Origin of the sequence: Burkholderia sp. BCC0044, assembly GCF_902832955.1 — a bacterium.
In the GTDB taxonomy this organism is placed as follows: Bacteria; Pseudomonadota; Gammaproteobacteria; order Burkholderiales; family Burkholderiaceae; genus Burkholderia.
Map to the genome: position 1 here is coordinate 985,776 of NZ_CADFDO010000003.1, position 18,481 is coordinate 1,004,256.

The window sequence follows — 18,481 nt, forward strand, 5'->3', positions numbered from 1 at the left end:
CTAAATCCCTCCTCCAATGGTTTTAAGTGAAGCATCGTATTCTCCTGTGCATGTACCGGGATTACGCACGAAAGCACGATCAGGACGGTCCCAATAGGCTTGCACCACTTCCGCACACGCATAGGCATCTTCTTCATGTAACTGGCTCCGGTAACCCTCTTCGAAACTCACCATCTTGGCCGCCGTTTCTGGCGACACCCTCAACAGCTTGCAAACTTCGGCCTGTGCAATTTGTACATCAGGCTTCACATCGGCTCCGCCTGTCTGATTTTGCATGTAGGAAATAGTCCAGTAATAGTGGAAAACCAACATGCGATGCAGCCCCGTCATTACCCTCGTGTCATCTGGAAGTCGCGTCTTTTCGGCTACTTCAAAGACATTCTTGCGAATATTTGTTTTATAAATATTAATTGCTTTCGAGAACATCACATATTCGATCGGATGTTGTTGGAGCAGGGCCATCATCCAGAATGTTTGTTGGCAATGCCGCGCTTCGTGATAAAGCAAATCCGCGAAAGCCTGCAGGGACCCATCCAAAGCGATCGCATTATTCGATGACGAAATGATCTTCGTGATTTCTCTCTCTTGGATAGCTATTGACCAGCGGCTTCCAATAAATGATGCGCTGACATCCGGGCGCATGTTGTATCTGGCTCTGCCTTCCTTTTCATTAACAATATCGATCGTTGGAGTCACGCCATTTGATCTAAGCGGGTCACCCGACGCCCCCCTGGGCAACCCAAATGGCCCCGTCGCAAGGGCGGTATTCAATACATTGCCAACCGCAAGCGCGATACTTTCCTTCAGATCGTTCGATACCTCGCCACTCAACGTTTTGAACTTGCTCCACTCGATCCCGGTGAGCGCTTTCTTGATCGCCGCTGTATAGGCCTTCGTCACCGGATACTCAACATCCCGGCGCACTGGCATGTCCGGAGGCGTATCGCCCTGTTTAGCCTCGTCAACGAAGTGATGGAAACGCAATCCGAAGTTGAGCGGATCGCAGGTCGCGAATGCCGCCGGTTGACTTTCGGACGTCGCCCCCTGCTCTGGGGTGTTGACCTTCTTGCCTTTGATCGTCGCGGTGCGCTTGTCGGCATTCGGTGCCTTGGCGGTGTAGGGCGTCGCGTTATCACGCACGATGGCTGCCCGGTTGACCGCAATCACCTTGTCCGGATCGCTCGCCGCCAGCAGTTCCACTGTACCGAACGCGATGTCATGGCTCGTTACCACGTCCGTTTCGCCCAGTTCGTTACTCACCCCCTCGATCACGCGACCGTTATCGAGTGTGACGCGGTACGGCTGGTTCGGTAGCGCGAACCCGCTGTCGTGTTCCAGCAGCACAAAGTGCGCCGCGAACTGCCCTGGATGCTCGGGCGTGACCGGCAGGCGCATCGGCCGCACCTGCGCAGCGTCAGTCTGATGACTGCCCGCGTGGATCGTGTGCTCGCCGGCCGTCTTGACGACATAGCCCCGTTCGCTGATGCGGACCTCCGTACTGCCGGCGTGCAGCACGATTTCCTCGGCTGCGTGGAGATGGATACTGTCGGTCGTACTTGTGATGTTGATCGTCTTCTTCGCAGCGAGGTCAACACCATCGGTCTGCGCTTCGATCCGCACTTTCCCGGCTGCGGCGACCAGCGCCATGCCCGCCTTGTGCACAAATAGCGAGAACGCGTTCGACACACTCGCGAGCAGAGAACGCCCCACGGCCAGGCCGACATGCCGGCCGCTCGTCACGGCCACATCCTCGTTGCTGGCGATATGGACACCGCGCTCGGCGGCCAGACTGATGCCCGCCGGCCCGGCCAGCACGATGTCGGCTTCGGTCAGTTCGGGAAAGTGGTCCGGATCCCCCGATGGATTTCCCTTGATCGCATCGTTGCGCGCGTTGATCGCCTTGACGACCTCGCTCTGATCCGCGCCGTATCGTTGTGCGTCGTGCCGTTGCGCCAGCCCGGACAGACTCTCTTGCAGTTCTCGCGCGCGAGTCAGCCGACCGATTGCCTCCTTCGCGTCTTTCGCGTGACCCGCACCGCCCGGTTGACCATCTGTCGTGACGAACAGGCCTTTCAACGCTCGCATCACGCCCCAATCGTCGGTACGCAGATCGAAGCCTTTGCCGCGGGCCTCGGCACGCCCCTTTTTCTTCAGCATGCGCCGTAGGTTACCGAGACTGAGCTGCGATGTGCCGGCATCGCTCGCAATCTGCGTATGAATTTGCCCCTGCGTGTCGTCGATTGCGACGTGACCGGATGCCGAGCCTTGGTGCTCGCGGCCACGCAGTATCGACACGCCCTGATTGTGTGGCAGGTCCAGCGCAGGCTGACGAAATGCGTTCGCGAGGCTACCCGCAATGACCGGCAAATCCGGATCGCCATAGTAGTGCATGACGGCAACTTCATGGCCAATCCGGGGGATGAACGTCGCGCCCATGTCGATGCCTTGCCATGGTGACAACACGCGCAGCCAGATTCCCGAGCGCTCGTCGTGCGGGCCTTGACGGTCCCATTCGAACTGCACCTTGACGCGGCCGTACTGGTCGGTCCAGATTTCCTGTCCGGCCGGCCCGACCACGACGGCCTTTTCGGGGCCGCTCAACACGGGCTTGTCGACACTGCGCTTCAGGCGGAACGGCTCATTCGCCGGCAGCAGTTCGAACTGCGTATCGACGCGGTACGTTTGCGCGGCGCCAGTGCGGCCCCCGATTTCCTCGATGTCGAGCGCGCAGGACACGACCACATACTCACGGTTCGCGGATTGCTGTGGGTATCCGGTCAAGGTGAACGTGCGACCGACCGTCAGCCCGCGCAGGTTTCCTGCGCCCTTGGCACGCAGCCCCGTACAGTGTTGCGCCTCAAGCTGTACGCGAGCGAGGTGGCGCGCTTCCAGATCCGTATCGTTGGGCTGGCCCGCGAGACCTTGTGCGCCCGCCAGCGGCTGGCTGTAGTCGCCCCATGCATAGATTTCCCCGTCGGCGCTCGCCGTGTCGCGCGGGTTTTCCTCGGTAGTCGCCAGTTTCGCGCGCGGGCGTGTGTAGTCATAGTCCGTCACGGTCACACGGCCTGCCGTGAGTCGGCTGGTTACCGACAGTGCATGAATGTGCTCTTCGTCAATGTGCTTGCCGTCCGGCGGCAGGTAGCGCAGCGTCTCATAGGCAGGACCGTGCGGTTGATGGCCGCCGATCGTGTCGCACAAGACCAGGCGGTGATGGCCGTCATCGTGCTCGAACCACCACCAGATGCCCCATTCTTCCCACAGTCGTTGCAGGAACGCCCAGTCCGACTCGAATGCCTGACGCTGTACGTCGCGTTTCGGATAACCCCCGCGGAATGCGCCCGCCAGACGCTGGTCGACCGTGTACGGATACGTCGACAGCACCGCGTCGGTGATCTCGACGACGTTCATCTCCTGAAAGAGGCGGCTGTCTTGCGTCAGCGTCGCGCGATAGAGCCACGGGCGCAATTCGAGTTCGTACAGGATCGAATCTCGGTCCTGGCCGACAATCCGTGCCGCTTCGACCAGCCCCGTGATTTCGCGTGTGCCGGCGCCGATATTGCCGAGCCCGCTATTGCCCGCCAAACCGGGAATGAAACGGCCTTTGCCGTCGAGTTGGATGGAAACGGTGACTTCGGTGCCGACTACTTTATCCAGATCGAGATTGGCGGTGACGCTCGGAGAAAACGCGTAAGCATCGTCGGTGCGCAGCGTAACGAGATAACGGCATTCTTCAATGCGACCGATTGCTTCGGTGCCTTGCAATCGCACCGGAACAAATACCGGGAGCGCATCCATCCCGTAAGTGGGTAACGCAGCACCGGAGATGGACAGCGTACGGGCCTGGTTCAGGATCGACATGATTTTGATCCTCTTGCGTCAGGCACCGACGACCGTGGCGCCGCACGCGGTCTTGTCGCCCAGATATCCGACCCGGCGGCCACGGTGCGTGCGCGGGCCGCTTGCAAGCAGCGGAAAGACACCGCCGCATTTCGGGCAGGTCACGCCATGTCCGTCCAGTGCCACGCCAATGCCGAGATGCTTGAGATCATCGGCGGCTTCGATAACGGTGCCGCCATGATCGGTGGCGTCTCCCAGGCGAACCATGTCGCGGCCTTGTGCGTTCTTCATCGATGACTCGTGCGAGGAATGAAGCCGTTCTTTTACCGCGTCTCAAAGCGTCGCACAATTTTCAAGATGGAAATCGACCGTTTTCGATAATTTGATTAGTAGTTCGACCCATAAATTCGTACTTATACGATCCAGCTGCGCACACGGATGGGCGCTGAGATTGATGTAGCGACTACGCGATTCCATCCCCACCTGCTGGTAAGATGGCCCGCAATTCCATCCAGCACGCGCCATGAGTTCCACCCCGACCAAGCCCGCCCGTTCGAAACCCGCCGCGAAGGACGCCGCCCGCCCCCCGGCCAACAAGCCGAAAGCGCGCGTGCAACAGCGCCTGACCTACGTGATCGGCGGCCTCGACCGGCTGCTGCGCCGTCACATGACCGACGCGCTCGCGCCGCTCGGCATCACGCTCGCGCAATACACGGCGCTGTCGGTGCTCGAGGCGCGCGGCGCGTCGTCGAACGCGCAATTGGCCGAACGCTCGTGGATCACGCCGCAATCGGCGAACGAGGTGATGAGCGTGATGGCCGCCCGCGGTTTCGTCACGCGCGAAGCCGACCCGTCGCACGGCCGCATCATCCTGCTGACGCTGACCGACGCGGGCGCGGCGATGCTGCGCGAATGCGAAGCCGTGCTGCGCCCGCTCGAGGCGCGCATGCTCGGCGACATTTCCGCCGACGACGCCGCGCACGTGCAGCGCGCGCTCGAACTGTTCTCGCGCAACCTGCGCGGCTGACCGCTTCCCCGGTTTTCACGACGCGGGCCCGCCGCCAAGCCCGCGCTCGCTTCGCCCACGCCATCGACGGCCGCCCGACCGCTCCCTGATTTCCCCAGCGCTTTCTCCACATTCCGCTCCGGGTTTACACCGGCGCTCGTGCCGCTTGCAATATCAGGTAGCCTGATATTAAATGAAGTCGTCCGCAGCATGCAGGCTGCGCACCGAATCGCACTGGAAACGAACGACAGGAATAGACATGAGCAAGTACGACAACCGCTGGCAGACCGTTGAAGTGAAAGTGGAGGCCGGCATCGCATGGGTCACGCTGAACCGCCCCGAGAAGCGCAACGCCATGAGCCCGACGCTGAACCGGGAGATGCTGGACGTCCTCGACGCGGTCGAGTTCGATGACGAGGCGAAGGTGCTGGTGCTGACCGGCGCGGGCGCCGCGTGGACGGCCGGCATGGATCTGAAGGAATATTTCCGCGAGATCGACGGCGGCTCCGACGCGCTGCAGGAAAAAGTGCGGCGCGACGCATCGGAATGGCAGTGGCGCCGTCTGCGGATGTACAACAAGCCGACGATCGCGATGGTGAACGGCTGGTGCTTCGGCGGCGGGTTCTCGCCGCTCGTCGCTTGCGACCTCGCGATCGCGGCGGACAACGCGGTGTTCGGGCTGTCGGAAATCAACTGGGGCATCCCGCCGGGCAACCTCGTCAGCAAGGCGATGGCGGACACGGTCGGGCATCGCCGCGCGCTGCACTACATCATGACGGGCGACACGTTCACGGGCGCGGAAGCGGCGGAAATGGGCCTCGTGAACAGCAGCGTGCCGCTCGCCGAACTGCGCGACGCGACGATCGCGCTCGCCGCGCGGCTGATGGACAAGAACCCGGTCGTGCTGCGCGCGGCGAAACACGGCTTCAAGCGTTCGCGCGAACTCACGTGGGAACAGTGCGAGGATTACCTGTATGCGAAGCTCGACCAGGCGCAGCTGCGCGATCCGGAGCGCGGCCGCGAGCAGGGGCTGAAGCAGTTCCTCGACGACAAGACGATCAAGCCGGGCCTGCAGGCATACAAGCGCTGATACAAGCGCCGACGCAGCCGCCGGCTTCACCGCCGGCGTAATCGCAAGAGACAGGCAAGGCAGGAGACGACATGACCGACAGACGGATGCTGATCGGCGGCGAATGGTGCAACGCCCGCGACGGCCGCACCTTCGACCGCTTCAACCCCGCGACGGGCGCGCTCGCGTCGCGCGCGCCGGCAGCCGGCGTGGCCGACGCCGACGCGGCGATCGACGCCGCGCATCGCGCATTCCCCGCATGGGCGGCGCTCGCGCCGACCGAGCGGCGCCGCCGGCTGCTGAAGGCGGCCGACCTGATGGATGCGCGCATCGACGAAATCATCGCGACCGGCGTGGCCGAAACGGGCGCGACGCCCGGCTGGCTCGGCTTCAACGTGACGCTCGCGGCGAACATGCTGCGCGAGGCCGCGTCGATGACGACGCAGATCAACGGCGACGTGATTCCGTCCGACGTACCGGGCAATCTCGCGCTCGCGATGCGCGTGCCGTGCGGCGTGGTGCTCGGCATCGCGCCGTGGAACGCGCCGGTGATCCTCGGCACGCGTGCGCTGGCGATGCCGCTCGCATGCGGCAACACGGTCGTGCTGAAGGCGTCCGAAGCGTGCCCGGGCGTGCACGCGCTGATCGGCGCGGTGCTGGACGAAGCGGGGCTCGGCGCGGGCGTGGTCAACGTGATCACGCACGCGGCGGCCGATGCGCCCGAACTCGTCGAGCGGATGATCGCGCATCCGCACGTGAAGCGGATCAACTTCACCGGGTCGACGCACGTCGGCCGCATCATCGCGCGCCACGCGGCCGCGCACCTGAAACCCGTGCTGCTCGAACTCGGCGGCAAGGCGCCGGTGCTGGTGCTCGACGATGCCGATCTCGATGCGGCCGTCGACGCAATCGCGTTCGGCGCATTCTTCAACCAGGGGCAGATCTGCATGTCGACCGAGCGCGTGATCGTCGCGCGGCCGATCGCCGATGCGCTCGTCGAGCGGCTCGCCGCGAAGGCGCGCACGCTGGTCGCGGGCGATCCGCAGGCCGGCCATCCGCTCGGCACGATGGTCGATGCGTCGGCTGCCGCGCGGGCCGCGTCGCTGGTCGAGGATGCGCGTGCGCATGGCGCGCAACTGCCGCTCGGCTGCCGTGTGGAAGGCGCGACGATGCAGCCGGCGATCGTCGACGGCGTCACGCGCGACATGCGGCTGTACCGCGAGGAATCGTTCGCGCCGGTCGTCGCGATCCTGCGCGCGGACAGCGACGACGAAGCGGTCGCGCTCGCGAACGACAGCGAATTCGGGCTGTCGGCGAGCGTGTTCAGCCGCGATATCGCCCGCGCGATGGCGGTCGCACGCCGGATCGACTCGGGGATCTGCCACGTCAACGGGCCGACCGTGCATGACGAGGCGCAGATGCCGTTCGGCGGCACGAAGGCGAGCGGCTACGGCCGCTTCGGCAGCCGCGCGTCGATCGCCGAATTCACCGAGCTGCGCTGGATCACCGTGCAGACCACGCCGCGGCATTACCCGATATGAGCGAGCCGACGATGAATGCAGAGCAGGCGCCGCTTCAGGTCGGCCAACACGCCGGCGGCGTGCGCTATCGCGCGGCGGCCGTCGCGGTCGGCGCGGCGGAGATTCGCCGCGCGGACGACGGCACGTGGTATCTGCGCTCGCGCGAACCGCTCGGCGACTACCCGACGCGCGTGACCGACAGCCTCGTGCGCGGCGCGCAAGCGCATCCCGATCGCGTGCTCGCCGCGCGGCGCGGCGCCGACGGGAACTGGATCGAGATCACCTACGCACAGATGCTCGAACGCGCCCGCGCGCTCGGCCAGGGGCTCGTCGATCTCGGGCTGACGGCCGAGCGTCCGCTCGCGGTGCTGTCCGGCAACGATCTCGAGCATCTGCAACTGATGTTCGCGGCGATGCTGGCCGGCGTGCCGTACTCGCCGATCTCGCCCGCGTATTCGCTGGTGTCGACCGATTACGGCAAGTTGCGTCATACGCTCGGCGTGCTGCGGCCGGGCGCGGTGTTCGTCGCGGAACGCGCGCCGTTCGCGCGTGCGCTCGACGCGACGTTGCCGGCCGATGCGGCGCTGATCGTCGTGCGCGATGCTGATGCCGCTGCTGATGCAAGCGGCCGCGCGGTGCCGCTGTCGCGCCTGCTCGCCACCGTCCCGCGCACGATCGACGCGATCCACGCGGCGGTCGGCCCCGACCATCTCGCGAAGATCCTGTTCACGTCCGGTTCGACGAAGCAGCCGAAGGCCGTGCCGACCACGCACCGGATGCTGTGCAGCAACCAGCAGATGCTGCGCCAGACGATGCCGGAACTCACGCGCGAGCCGCCGGTGCTGGTCGACTGGCTGCCGTGGAATCACACGTTCGGCGGCAGTCACAACCTCGGCATCGCGCTGTACAACGGCGGCACGCTGTATATCGACGACGGCCGCCCGATGCCCGGCCGCTTCGACGAAACGGTGCGCAACCTGCGCGAGATCGCGCCGACGATCTACTTCAACGTACCGAAAGGCTGGGAGGAGCTGACCGCCGCGCTCGAACGCGACGCCGAACTGCGCGACACGTTCTTCTCGCGCGTGAAGCTGTATTTCTTCGGCGGCGCGGGGCTGTCGCAGGCCGCGTGGGACCGGCTCGACCGCGTGACCGAAGCGCATTGCGGCGAGCGTATCCGGATCATGGCCGGCCTCGGGATGACGGAGGCGTCGCCGTCGTGCCTGTTTACGACGGGGCCGCTGATGCGGGCCGGCTATATCGGGCTGCCCGCGCCCGGCTGCGACGCGAAGCTCGTGCCGTGCGGCGGCAAGCACGAACTGCGCTTCAAGGGGCCGAACGTGATGCGCGGCTACTGGCTCGCGGACGTCGATCCGCGCGACGTGTTCGACGAAGAAGGCTATTACCGCAGCGGCGACGCGGGCGTCTTCGCCGATCCGGCGCGGCCGGAACTCGGGCTGCTGTTCGACGGGCGGCTGACCGAGGATTTCAAGCTGAGCAGCGGCACGTTCGTCAGCGTCGGGCCGCTGCGCGCGAACGCGGTGTCGACCGGCGCGCCGTACGTGCAGGACGTGGTCGTCACCGGGATCAATCGCGACGACATCGGCTTGCTGGTGTTTCCGCGCGTCGATGCGTGCCGTGCGCTGGCGGGGTTGGCGGCCGACGCATCCGTGACCGACGTGCTGCGCGCGCCGGCCGTGCGCGCGGCGTTCGCGGCGTGGCTCGCCGCGCTGAACCGGAACGCGAGCGGCGGGTCGACGTTCGTCGCGCGGATCCGGCTGATCGACACGCCGCCGTCGCTCGATCTCGGCGAGGTGACCGACAAGGGTTCGCTGAACCAGGCGGCCGTGCAGAAGCATCGCGCGGCGACGATCGACGCGTTGTACGACCCGGCGCGGCGCGATCCCGACGTGATTTACGCGTAAGCAGCACGCAGCAAGTAGCAACAAGCAGCAAGCAGCAAGCAGCAACAGCACGCACAACGACCGGCCGGCCACGACACCGGCAGGCACTTTCGCGGCCAGTGAATCAGGTTGCCTGATAAAGGCGGCCGTTCATACGACACCTCGCGCGCCGAATCGCCACTGGCCGGCGGCGGCGCGCGGCGGCCGTTGCAGGGCCGACCGACTACAAAGACATGGGAATGGAGACATGAACACTTACGTTGCCGAAAAATCCACGGTCGCGACCACGCTCGCGCTGTGTTTCGCGATCGCACTCCTCGAAGGGCTCGACCTGCAGTCGGTCGGCGTCGCCGCGCCGCGGATGGCGCGCGAATTCGGGCTGTCCGTGTCGCAGATGGGCATCGCGTTCAGCGCGGGCACCTTCGGGCTGCTGCCGGGCGCGATGCTCGGCGGGCGGCTCGCCGACCGGATCGGTCGCAAGCGCGTGCTGATCGCGTCGGTCGTGCTGTTCGGGCTACTGTCGCTCGCGACCGCGCAGGTATCGACGTTCGCGATGCTCGTCGTCGTGCGCGTGCTGACCGGCATCGGCCTCGGCGGCGCGATGCCGAACCTGATCGCGCTGTCGTCCGAAGCGGTCGAGCCGCGCTCGCGCAGCAGCGCGGTCGCGACGATGTACTGCGGGATCCCGTTCGGCGGCGTGATCGCGTCGGTGATCGGCGTGCTGCTCGCGGGCGACACCGAATGGCGGCACATCTTCTACGTCGGCGGCGTGGGGCCGCTGCTGCTCGTGCCGCTACTCGTGTGGTTCTTGCCGGAATCGCGTGCGTATCTCGACGTCGCCGGCACGCCGGCCGCACGCGCGAGCGTCGGCAAGACGCTGTTCGGCGACGGCCGCACGACGTCGACGGTCGCGCTGTGGGTCAGCTACTTCTGCACGCTGATCGTCCTCTACTTCCTGCTGAACTGGCTGCCGTCGCTGATGGCCTCGCGCGGGCTCGATCGCGCGCACGTCGGCCTCGTGCAGATCGCGTTCAACGTCGGCGCGGGGCTCGGCGCGCTCGGCATCGGCGCGGCGCTCGACCGGATGCGCGCGTCGCGCGTGGTCGGCGGGATGTACGTCGGGATCGTGCTGTCGCTCGCCGCGCTCGCGGCCGCGCCCGGTTTCGCGTCGCTCGCGGCGGCCGCGTTCGCAGCGGGGATGTTCGTCGTCGGCGGGCAGTCGGTGCTGTATGCGCTCGCGGCGATCTACTACCCGACCGCGATGCGCGGCACCGGCGTCGGCGCGGCGGTGGCCGTCGGCCGGCTCGGCTCCGTCGTCGGGCCGCTCGCGGCCGCGACGCTGCTGGCCGCGGGCCGCAGCGCGCCCGTCGTGATCGGCGCGAGCATCCCGGTCACGCTCGTCGCGGCCTTCGCTGCATTCGTGTTGATTCGCCGCCCGCAAGCCGGCGACTGAAGTTTCGGTTTTTTTCAATGCGCGCCGTCAGAGCGCGCTTACTCAAGGTCTGGAGACGCAACGATGAAGACGAAGACAAGGAACGGCCTGCTGGCTGCCGGCGCGTGCTGCGCGCTCGCGGCGCCCGGCGCGCATGCGCAGTCGAGCGTGACGCTGTACGGAATCATCGATACGGGCGTCGAGTTCGTGTCGCACGCGAACGCGGCCGGCGACCACGTGGTGCGGATGCCGGGTGTGACGGGCGAGCTGCCGTCGCGCTGGGGGCTGCGCGGCAGCGAGGATCTCGGCGGCGGCTACCAGGCGGTGTTCACGCTCGAAAGCGGCTTCAACGTGCGCGGCGGCGATCTCGGGCAGGGCGGCCGGTTGTTCGGGCGCCAAGCGTTTGTCGGGTTGAAGAGCGGCTTCGGCACGCTCGCGTTCGGCCGCCAGTACACGATGACGTACCTCGCGCTGCAGGGCGCGGACATCATCGGCCCCGACATCTACGGGCTCGGCTCGTTCGATGCGTACGTGCCGAACGGCCGTGCCGACAACGCGGTGACCTACGTCGGCACGTATCGCGGCGTGACGCTCGGCGCCGCGTATTCGTTCGGCCGAGACGGCGCGGGCACCGGCAACTCGCCGGGGCAGGGCACGTGCGCGGGGCAGGTGCCGGGCGACGCGGTGCAGTGCCGCAACTGGTCGGTGATGCTCAAGTACGACAGCGCGTATTTCGGTGCGGCGGCGTCGTACGAGGAACAGCGCGGCGGCACCGGCGCGGCCGCCAACTTCTTCGACGGCGTGGCGCCCGTTCCCTTCACGAGCAGCGGCGGCAAGGATGCGCGCACGCACGTGAGCGCCTATGCGCAGGCGGCCGGCGCGAAGATCGGCGCGGGCTGGATCGGGCGGCGCGTGTCGACCGGTTCGCCGGCCGCGGCGGGCGCGCATTCGGACCTGTTCTTTCTCGGCGCGTCGTATGCGGTGAAGCCCGATTTCATCGTCGACGGCGAAGGCTACCGGATCGTCAACAGCGCGCACGACACGCGCGCGACGATGGCGACGCTGCGTGCAACCTATCTGCTGACCAAGCGCACGGCCGTCTATGCGCAATCGTCGTATCTGTGGAACAGCGCGCATGCACGCTACTCGGTCAGCGGCGGCGGGCCCGGCACGACGCCCGGCGCGGGGATGGGGCAGCTCGGCGCGATGGTCGGCATGCGGCACATGTTCTGATTCACCGGCGTGACGAACCGAACGGGAGTTATCTTGAACAGTAAATCTGCATTCCTCTGCATTGCGCCGCTGTCCGCCGCCGCCCTGCTGGCTGGTTGCGGCGGCGACGATTCGATCAGCGCGCCTACCCACCTGAGCGCCGCGACGCCGGCCGCGATGGCGCAGACCTGCGACGCGCTCGCCGCGAAGCTCGCGTATGCGAACACGTCGTTCACGTCGGTGACGACCGCGGCGGCCGGCTCGCTGACGGTGGCCGGCAAGCCGGTCGCCGAGCACTGCGTGATCGCGGGCAAAATGAACCAGCGCGTGAGCGCGGTGGACGCCAAGACCTATGCGATCGGCTTCGAGATGCGCTTGCCGAAAGCATGGAACGGCCGCTTCTTCTACCAGGCGAACGGCGGGCTCGACGGCAACGTCGTGACCGCGACCGGCGAGATCGGCGGCGGCGGGCCGCTGACCAACGCGCTGAACCAGGGTTTCGCGGTGATCAGCTCGGATTCCGGGCACAGCGCCGCGCAGAATCCGCTGTTCGGCCTCGATCCGCAGGCGCGGATCGACTACGGCTACGGCGCCGTCGATGCGCTGACGCCGATGGCGAAGCAGGTGATCCGGCTCGCGTACGGCAAGGCGCCCGATCGCAGCTATTTCGGCGGCTGCTCGAACGGCGGCCGTCATGCGATGGTCACGGCGGTGCGCAACCCGGCCGACTACGACGGCATCATCGCGGGCGATCCGGGCTTCCATCTGCCGAAGGCGGCGATCGGCGAGATGTACGGCGCGCAGCAGTTCGCGAAGATCGCGTCGGCCACCGGAACGAACGGGCTGCCGGATATCCGCAGCGGTTTCAACGATGCGGAGCGCCAGTTCGTCGGCGCGAAGATTCTCGAGAAATGCGATGCGCTCGACGGCGCGGCCGACGGGATGGTGCAGGACGTCGCCGCGTGCCAGGCGCATTTCAGCGTCGATGCCGATATCCCGACCTGTGCGAACGGCACGCGCACCGGGTCGTGCCTCACGCCTGCGCAGAAAACCGCGCTGCAGAACGTGTTCGCCGGTGCGCGCAACAGCGCGGGCACGGCGCTGTACGCGAGCTTTCCGTACGATCCGGGCATCTCGGGCCCTGGCTGGGCCGGGTGGAAGCAGTCGAATTCCGTCACGCTCGATCCGGCCGCGATGGCGTTCACGTTCATGACGCCGCCGAAGACCGCCGCCGTGCTCGCGAACCTCGCCGGCTTCGCGCTCGGCTTCGACATGGACAACGACGCGCCGGCGATTTTCGCGACGAACGGCACTTACACGCAATCGTCGTGGTCGTTCATGACGCCGCCCGACGAGACGAACCTCGCCGCGCTGAAGTCGCGCGGCGCGAAGCTGCTCGTCTATCACGGCACCGGCGACCCGGTGTTCTCGTTCAACGACACGCGCGACTGGTATGCGCAGGTCGCGCAGGCGAACGGCGGCGATGCGTCGAGCTTTGCACGCTTCTATCCGGTGCCGGGGATGAACCACTGCTCGGGCGGGCCGGCCGCCGACCAGTTCGACATGCTGACGCCGCTCGTCGCGTGGGTCGAACAGGGGCAGGCGCCCGCGGCGGTCGTGGCGACCGCGCGCGACACGACGAACGCGGTGCCGAACGCGGACGTGCCGACGTCGTGGGGCGCTGGACGCACGCGGCCGCTGTGCCCGTATCCGCAGGTCGCGCGCTACAACGGTTCGGGCGACCTGAACTCGGCGGCGAGCTTCAGTTGTCGTTGAGGTAACCGTCGATGGGAAACGGCCGGCGCACGTTGTCTCGCGCCGGCCGTTTCATCGCCGCATTCACATTCACTCGCCGGAATCGACCGGCACGTCGAGCCCTACTTTCACGCGGCTCATGCTGACCAGCGTCTTGAACCGCTTCACGTTGTTGTTCGCGAAGAACAGCTCGCGCGTGAGCGCGTTGTACTGATCCATGTTGCGTACCGCGAGGATCAGCACGAAATCCCATTCCCCGGTCACGTAGTAGCACTGCTGGATCTGCGGGCAGCGCTCGAACGCGCGCTTCATCGCGTCGAGCTGATCGATCTGCTCGCTCTCGACCTCGACGTTCACGACGATCGTCAGCGGATGATCGACCTTCTCCGGCGCGACGACGGCCGTGTAGCGCTCGATCACGCCCGCTTCCGCGAGACGCCGCAGCCGCCGGTTCACGGCGGCGGTCGACAGGTTGACGCGCGCGCCGAGCTCGGCCTGCGGCGTCTGCGCGTCGCGCTGGACTTCCATCAACAGCTTGCGATCGAACGCATCGAGAGGGGTCGTCATGATGGCGCGTACAACCTCGAAAGAATGAGAAATTTTTGCATCAGAACGGTCGATTTGGCGATTTCGTTCACCAGCATGCGCAATATTATTTTTCCAACCGACGGCGAGCGCAACCGGCGCCTGCCCGCCCCGACCCATCTGACTCACCCGACGGACCGCCCGCGCGGTCCCGCTCCGGAGCCTTTCGCCATGCTGATCGCCAACCCGCGCGCGTCGCGCACCGCCTACCCTCATGCGCTGCGCCGCGTGATGAACATCGCGTCGGCCGACGAAAGCGGCGCGTGGCTCGCGCACTGGCCGCTCGTCGGGAACGCGCGCACGCCGCTGCGGGCGCTGCCCGATCTGGCCGCGCGGCTCGGCGTCGCGAGCGTCAGCGTGAAGGACGAGTCGTGCCGCTCGCCGCTCGGCAGCTTCAAGGCGCTCGGCGCGCCGATCGCGCTGGTGCGGCTCGTGAAGCGGCTGCGCCGCACGCAAGAACTCGATCCGCGAGGGCTCGTCACTGGCCGCTACGCGTCGGCGCTGGCCGACCTGACGGTGATCAGCGCGACCGACGGCAATCACGGCCGCGCGCTGGCCGCGGCCGCGCGCGCGATCGGCTGCGGATGCGTGATCGTGCTGCACGCGAACGTCGACGCCGAGCGCGAACGCGCGATCTCGGCGTACGGCGCGCGGATCGTGCGCATCGCGGGGAACTACGACGAATCGGTCGTCTGCGCGGCGCAGCTCGCGCAGGCGAACGGCTGGTACGTCGTGTCGGATACGTCGTACGACGGCTACGAAGCGATTCCGCGCGACGTGATGCAGGGCTACGGCGTGATCGCCGCCGAAGCGGTCGCGCAGGCGGCGGAGGACGACGGGCGGCCGTTCACGCACGTGTTCCTGCAGGGCGGCGTGGGCGGCCTTGCCGCGGGCGTCGCGAGTTACCTGTGGGAACGCGACGGTGTGCAGCGGCCGCGCTTCGTCGTCGTCGAGCCGCGCCAGGCCGATTGCCTGTACCAGAGCGCGCTGGCCGGGCGCGCGACGAAGGCGAGCGGCAGCGTCGATTCGGTGATGGCCGGGCTTGCGTGCGGCGAGGCGTCGCCGCTCGCGTGGGATTTCCTCGAGATGTGCATCGACCACTTCATGCTGATCGACGACGAGGACGCGGTGCAGGCGATGCGCGGCCTCGCGGCCGGCAGCGAACGCGACGTGCCGCTCGTCGCCGGCGAATCGGGTGCGGCCGGCGTGGCGGGGCTGGCCGTGCTGATGCGCGACCCGGCGCGCGCGCGGCAGGTCGGGCTCGACGCGAACGCGCGCGTGCTCGCGATCAACACGGAAGGGGCGACCGCGCCGTCCGTGTACCGGCACTGCGTCGGCGAGACGGCCGACGCGGTGCTCGCGCGACAGCGCGCCTGGCTGAGCCGCGCGGCGGTGGCGGCCTGAACGACATGACGACCGACTGACGACCGACTGACGACCGACTGACGACCGACTGACGACCGACGAGGCGAACGCAATGGACACAATCGACGCAACGGCAGAAAGCACGCTGCAGGGCCAACTGAAGACCTGGCGCCGCCATCTGCACCAGTATCCGGAGACGGGTTTCGAAGAGGTGAACACGTCGGACTACGTCGCGCGGATCCTGACGACGCTCGGGCTCGACGTGCATCGCGGCATCGGCGGCACGGGGCTCGTCGCGAACCTGACGGCCGGCACCGGCCCGCGCGCGATCGGCATTCGCGCGGACATGGACGCGCTGAACATCGCCGAGCACGCGCCGGGCCGCGAACACGTGTCGCGCACGCCGGGCAAGATGCATGCGTGCGGGCACGACGGCCACATGTCGATGGTGCTCGGCGCCGCGCAACTGCTGGCCGAGCGCAAGGATTTCGACGGCACGGTGCGCTTCATTTTCCAGCCGGCGGAAGAGCACGGCCGCGGCGCGAAGGCGATGATGGCCGACGGGCTGTTCGAGCGCTTTCCCGTCGATGCGATCTTCGGCGCGCACAACATGCCGGGCATGCGCGCGGGCACGTTCGCGACGCGTGCGGGCGGCATCATGGCGAGCGAGGACAACTTCGTGATCCGGATCGACGGGCGCGGCACGCATGCGGCGCGTCCGCACATGGGCATCGATCCGATCGTGATCGGCTCGCAGATCGTGCTCGCGCTGCAGACGATCGTGTCGCGCAATCTCGACCCGGGCCTGCAGGCGGTGATCTCGTGCACGGAATTCATCACCGACGGGCTGCGCAACGTGCTGCCGTCGACGGTGACGATCAAGGGCGACACGCGCAGCTATTCGCGCGACGTGCAGGCGCTGCTGGAGACGCGGATGCGCGAGATCAGCGAAGGGATCTGCCGCACGCACGGCGCGACCTGCACGTTCGAGTACACGCACGAGTTCGCGCCGACGGTGAATTCGCCGGAATGGGTCGACACGGCCGTGCAGGCCGCCGCGCACGTCGCGGGCGCCGACGCGGTGAACGCCGGCGTGCAGCCGATGATGATCTCGGAGGATTTCGGCGCGTTCCTGCAGGCGGTGCCGGGCAATTTCGTGTTCATCGGCAACGGCGAAGCGGCCGGGCAGGGCGGCGTGCCGCTGCACAACGCGACGTACGATTTCAACGACGAGATTTTGCCGATCGGCGCGCGGTATTTCGCGGAAGTGGCGCGGCGCGCGTTGAAGGCGGTGTAGCGGGGCGGGGACGGGGCGCCGCGTATTCGGTTCGCTGCGCGTGCCGCGCGCCTTCGTCATCGACGACGCATCGATGCTCGAGCGCACCGGCTTGCCGGCGCGTCGAGGATCATCCGTCGTCGCATTCGATCAACCGGCCAGTTCACCCAGGCACGCATCGAACTGCGCGACGAGCCGGTCGACATCGTCGGCCGTCGTTTGCGGGCACACGAGCATCATGTTGTGGAACGGCGTGATCAGCACGCCGCGGTTCAGCAGATACAGATGCACGATGTGCTCGAGTTCGCTGTCGAGCTGCGCGCCGGCCAGCGTGCCGTTGCGCGGCGGCACGGGTGCGAACTGGAACTCGGTGCGCGCGCCGATGCGTGTCACGCACCACGGCAGCCGGTGTTTCGCGATCGCGTGTTCGAGGCCCGTCGCGAGCCGCGCGGCGAGTTCGAACATGTGCGCGTACGCGGCGTCGGTCGCGACTTCGGCCAGCGTCGCGCGCATCGCATGCATCGCGAGCATGTTCGCGGTGAGCGTCGTGCCGATGCCCGAATGGCCGGGCGGCGCATTCAGCTTCGCCGCTTTCGCGCGTTCCGCGAATTCGGCGCTGAACCCGTACACCGCGCACGGCACGCCGCCCGCGATCGGCTTGCCGACCACCAGCATGTCCGGTTCGAGATCGTGCGCGACCGCGTAACCGCCGGGGCCGCTGCTGATCGTGTGCGTCTCGTCGATCACGAGCAGCGTGCCGTGGCGGCGCGTCAGTTCGCGCGCGGCCTCCCAGAAACCCGGGTCGGGCAGCACCATCCCGATGTTCGTCATCGCGGGCTCGGCGAGCACGCATGCGACGTCGCCGTCCTTCAGCGCCGCTTCGAGCGCGTCCAGATCGTTGAATTCGACGACGCGCGTGTTCGCGAGCAGGTCGTACGACTGCCCGAGCAGGCTGTCGCGCTGCACCGGGCGGCCGTCGACGAGATCGACGAACACGTCGTCGACCGTGCCGTGATAGCAGCCGTTGAACACGACGATCGTGTTGCGGCCGGTGGCCGCGCGCGCCCAGCGCAGCACGAAGCGGTTCGCGTCGCTCGCGCTCAGCGCGAACTGCCAGATCGGCAGCTTGAAGCGGCGCGCGAGTTCGCGCGACACCCAGGCGGCGTCCTCGCTCGGCAGCATCGTCGTGTAGCCGCGTGTGGCCTGCTCGACGAGCGCGCGGGCGACCGGTTCGGGCGCATGGCCGAACATCGCGCCCGTATCGCCGAGGCAGAAATCGACGTAGCGATGGCCGTCGACGTCGGTGAACGTCGCGCCGCGGGCTTCCTTCACGTACAGCGAGAACGGGGTCGACCAGTCCTGCATCCAGTGCAACGGCACGCCGAACAGCAAGTGCTCGGACGCTTCCGCGGAAAGCGCGCGGGAGACCGGCATGGCTTCGGTGAACGCGTGGCGCTCGCGATCGAACAGCGCGCGGGCGCGGATGAGGTCGACTCCGTGGCGGGTAGGCAAAGGCAGCT

The 18,481-nt window shown here is 67.0% G+C and carries 13 protein-coding genes; 9 read left to right on the forward strand and 4 right to left on the reverse strand.

What is annotated here, in order from left to right:
• Together tssI and HWX14_RS21395 are read right to left on the reverse strand one after the other, a co-directional pair.
• A complete protein-coding gene (gene tssI, locus HWX14_RS21390) occupies positions 1–3,858 on the reverse strand; it encodes a type VI secretion system Vgr family protein (protein ID WP_175884370.1) in 3,858 nt (1,285 codons plus the stop codon).
• An 18-nt stretch (positions 3,859–3,876) separates the two neighbouring features.
• On the reverse strand, positions 3,877–4,128 hold the full coding sequence (locus tag HWX14_RS21395) for a PAAR domain-containing protein (RefSeq protein WP_175884371.1): 252 nt from the start codon (positions 4,126–4,128) through the stop codon (positions 3,877–3,879).
• Between the two features lie 232 nt (positions 4,129–4,360).
• Here HWX14_RS21395 and HWX14_RS21400 point away from each other — a divergent pair, with 232 nt between their 5' ends.
• The 7 genes from HWX14_RS21400 to HWX14_RS21430 all read left to right on the forward strand — a co-directional run bounded on the left by HWX14_RS21400 (position 4,361) and on the right by HWX14_RS21430 (position 13,756).
• Positions 4,361–4,864: a MarR family winged helix-turn-helix transcriptional regulator gene (locus HWX14_RS21400; protein WP_175884372.1), complete on the forward strand. Its 504-nt coding sequence runs from the start codon at positions 4,361–4,363 to the stop codon at positions 4,862–4,864.
• A gap of 238 nt (positions 4,865–5,102) precedes the next feature.
• Positions 5,103–5,933 carry a p-hydroxycinnamoyl CoA hydratase/lyase gene (locus HWX14_RS21405; protein ID WP_175884373.1) on the forward strand — a complete coding sequence of 277 codons (831 nt, stop codon included), beginning with the start codon at positions 5,103–5,105 and terminating at the stop codon, positions 5,931–5,933.
• 71 nt (positions 5,934–6,004) lie between these two features.
• Complete coding sequence (locus HWX14_RS21410; RefSeq protein ID WP_175884374.1) at positions 6,005–7,453, forward strand: aldehyde dehydrogenase; 1,449 nt, start codon at positions 6,005–6,007, stop codon at positions 7,451–7,453.
• An 11-nt stretch (positions 7,454–7,464) separates the two neighbouring features.
• The gene (locus tag HWX14_RS21415; RefSeq protein WP_175884375.1) at positions 7,465–9,357 is read left to right on the forward strand and encodes a feruloyl-CoA synthase; all 1,893 of its coding nucleotides are present in this window, start codon (positions 7,465–7,467) and stop codon (positions 9,355–9,357) included.
• Positions 9,358–9,583: 226 nt separating this feature from the next.
• A complete protein-coding gene (gene mhpT, locus HWX14_RS21420; RefSeq protein ID WP_175884376.1) occupies positions 9,584–10,789 on the forward strand; it encodes a 3-(3-hydroxy-phenyl)propionate transporter MhpT in 1,206 nt (401 codons plus the stop codon).
• Positions 10,790–10,852: 63 nt separating this feature from the next.
• A complete protein-coding gene (locus HWX14_RS21425) occupies positions 10,853–12,001 on the forward strand; it encodes a porin (RefSeq protein WP_175884377.1) in 1,149 nt (382 codons plus the stop codon).
• Positions 12,002–12,034: 33 nt separating this feature from the next.
• The gene (locus HWX14_RS21430; protein ID WP_175884378.1) at positions 12,035–13,756 is read left to right on the forward strand and encodes a tannase/feruloyl esterase family alpha/beta hydrolase; all 1,722 of its coding nucleotides are present in this window, start codon (positions 12,035–12,037) and stop codon (positions 13,754–13,756) included.
• Between the two features lie 69 nt (positions 13,757–13,825).
• On the opposite strand, the gene HWX14_RS21435 is transcribed toward HWX14_RS21430, so the two are convergent.
• Positions 13,826–14,302, reverse strand: a complete 477-nt coding sequence (locus HWX14_RS21435) for an Lrp/AsnC family transcriptional regulator (RefSeq protein WP_126368427.1) — start codon at positions 14,300–14,302, stop codon at positions 13,826–13,828.
• Positions 14,303–14,491: 189 nt separating this feature from the next.
• On the opposite strand from HWX14_RS21435, the gene HWX14_RS21440 reads away from it, so the two are divergent.
• Together HWX14_RS21440 and HWX14_RS21445 are read left to right on the forward strand one after the other, a co-directional pair.
• Entirely contained in the window at positions 14,492–15,724 is a 1,233-nt protein-coding gene (locus HWX14_RS21440) for a diaminopropionate ammonia-lyase (protein ID WP_175884379.1), read from the forward strand.
• A 73-nt stretch (positions 15,725–15,797) separates the two neighbouring features.
• On the forward strand, positions 15,798–16,982 hold the full coding sequence (locus HWX14_RS21445; protein ID WP_175884380.1) for a M20 aminoacylase family protein: 1,185 nt from the start codon (positions 15,798–15,800) through the stop codon (positions 16,980–16,982).
• A 129-nt stretch (positions 16,983–17,111) separates the two neighbouring features.
• Here HWX14_RS21445 and HWX14_RS21450 read toward each other — a convergent pair whose 3' ends face one another.
• The gene (locus tag HWX14_RS21450) at positions 17,112–18,473 is read right to left on the reverse strand and encodes an aspartate aminotransferase family protein (protein ID WP_175884381.1); all 1,362 of its coding nucleotides are present in this window, start codon (positions 18,471–18,473) and stop codon (positions 17,112–17,114) included.
• Positions 18,474–18,481: the final 8 nt, after the last annotated feature.

Coding starts and splice junctions, on each gene's coding strand:
- tssI (WP_175884370.1), bottom strand. CDS start 3,858: ATGTCGATCCTGAACCAGGCCCGTACGCTGTCCATCTCCGGTGCTGCG.
- HWX14_RS21395 (WP_175884371.1), bottom strand. CDS start 4,128: ATGAAGAACGCACAAGGCCGCGACATGGTTCGCCTGGGAGACGCCACC.
- HWX14_RS21400 (WP_175884372.1), top strand. CDS start 4,361: ATGAGTTCCACCCCGACCAAGCCCGCCCGTTCGAAACCCGCCGCGAAG.
- HWX14_RS21405 (WP_175884373.1), top strand. CDS start 5,103: ATGAGCAAGTACGACAACCGCTGGCAGACCGTTGAAGTGAAAGTGGAG.
- HWX14_RS21410 (WP_175884374.1), top strand. CDS start 6,005: ATGACCGACAGACGGATGCTGATCGGCGGCGAATGGTGCAACGCCCGC.
- HWX14_RS21415 (WP_175884375.1), top strand. CDS start 7,465: ATGAATGCAGAGCAGGCGCCGCTTCAGGTCGGCCAACACGCCGGCGGC.
- mhpT (WP_175884376.1), top strand. CDS start 9,584: ATGAACACTTACGTTGCCGAAAAATCCACGGTCGCGACCACGCTCGCG.
- HWX14_RS21425 (WP_175884377.1), top strand. CDS start 10,853: ATGAAGACGAAGACAAGGAACGGCCTGCTGGCTGCCGGCGCGTGCTGC.
- HWX14_RS21435 (WP_126368427.1), bottom strand. CDS start 14,302: ATGACGACCCCTCTCGATGCGTTCGATCGCAAGCTGTTGATGGAAGTC.
- HWX14_RS21440 (WP_175884379.1), top strand. CDS start 14,492: ATGCTGATCGCCAACCCGCGCGCGTCGCGCACCGCCTACCCTCATGCG.
- HWX14_RS21445 (WP_175884380.1), top strand. CDS start 15,798: ATGGACACAATCGACGCAACGGCAGAAAGCACGCTGCAGGGCCAACTG.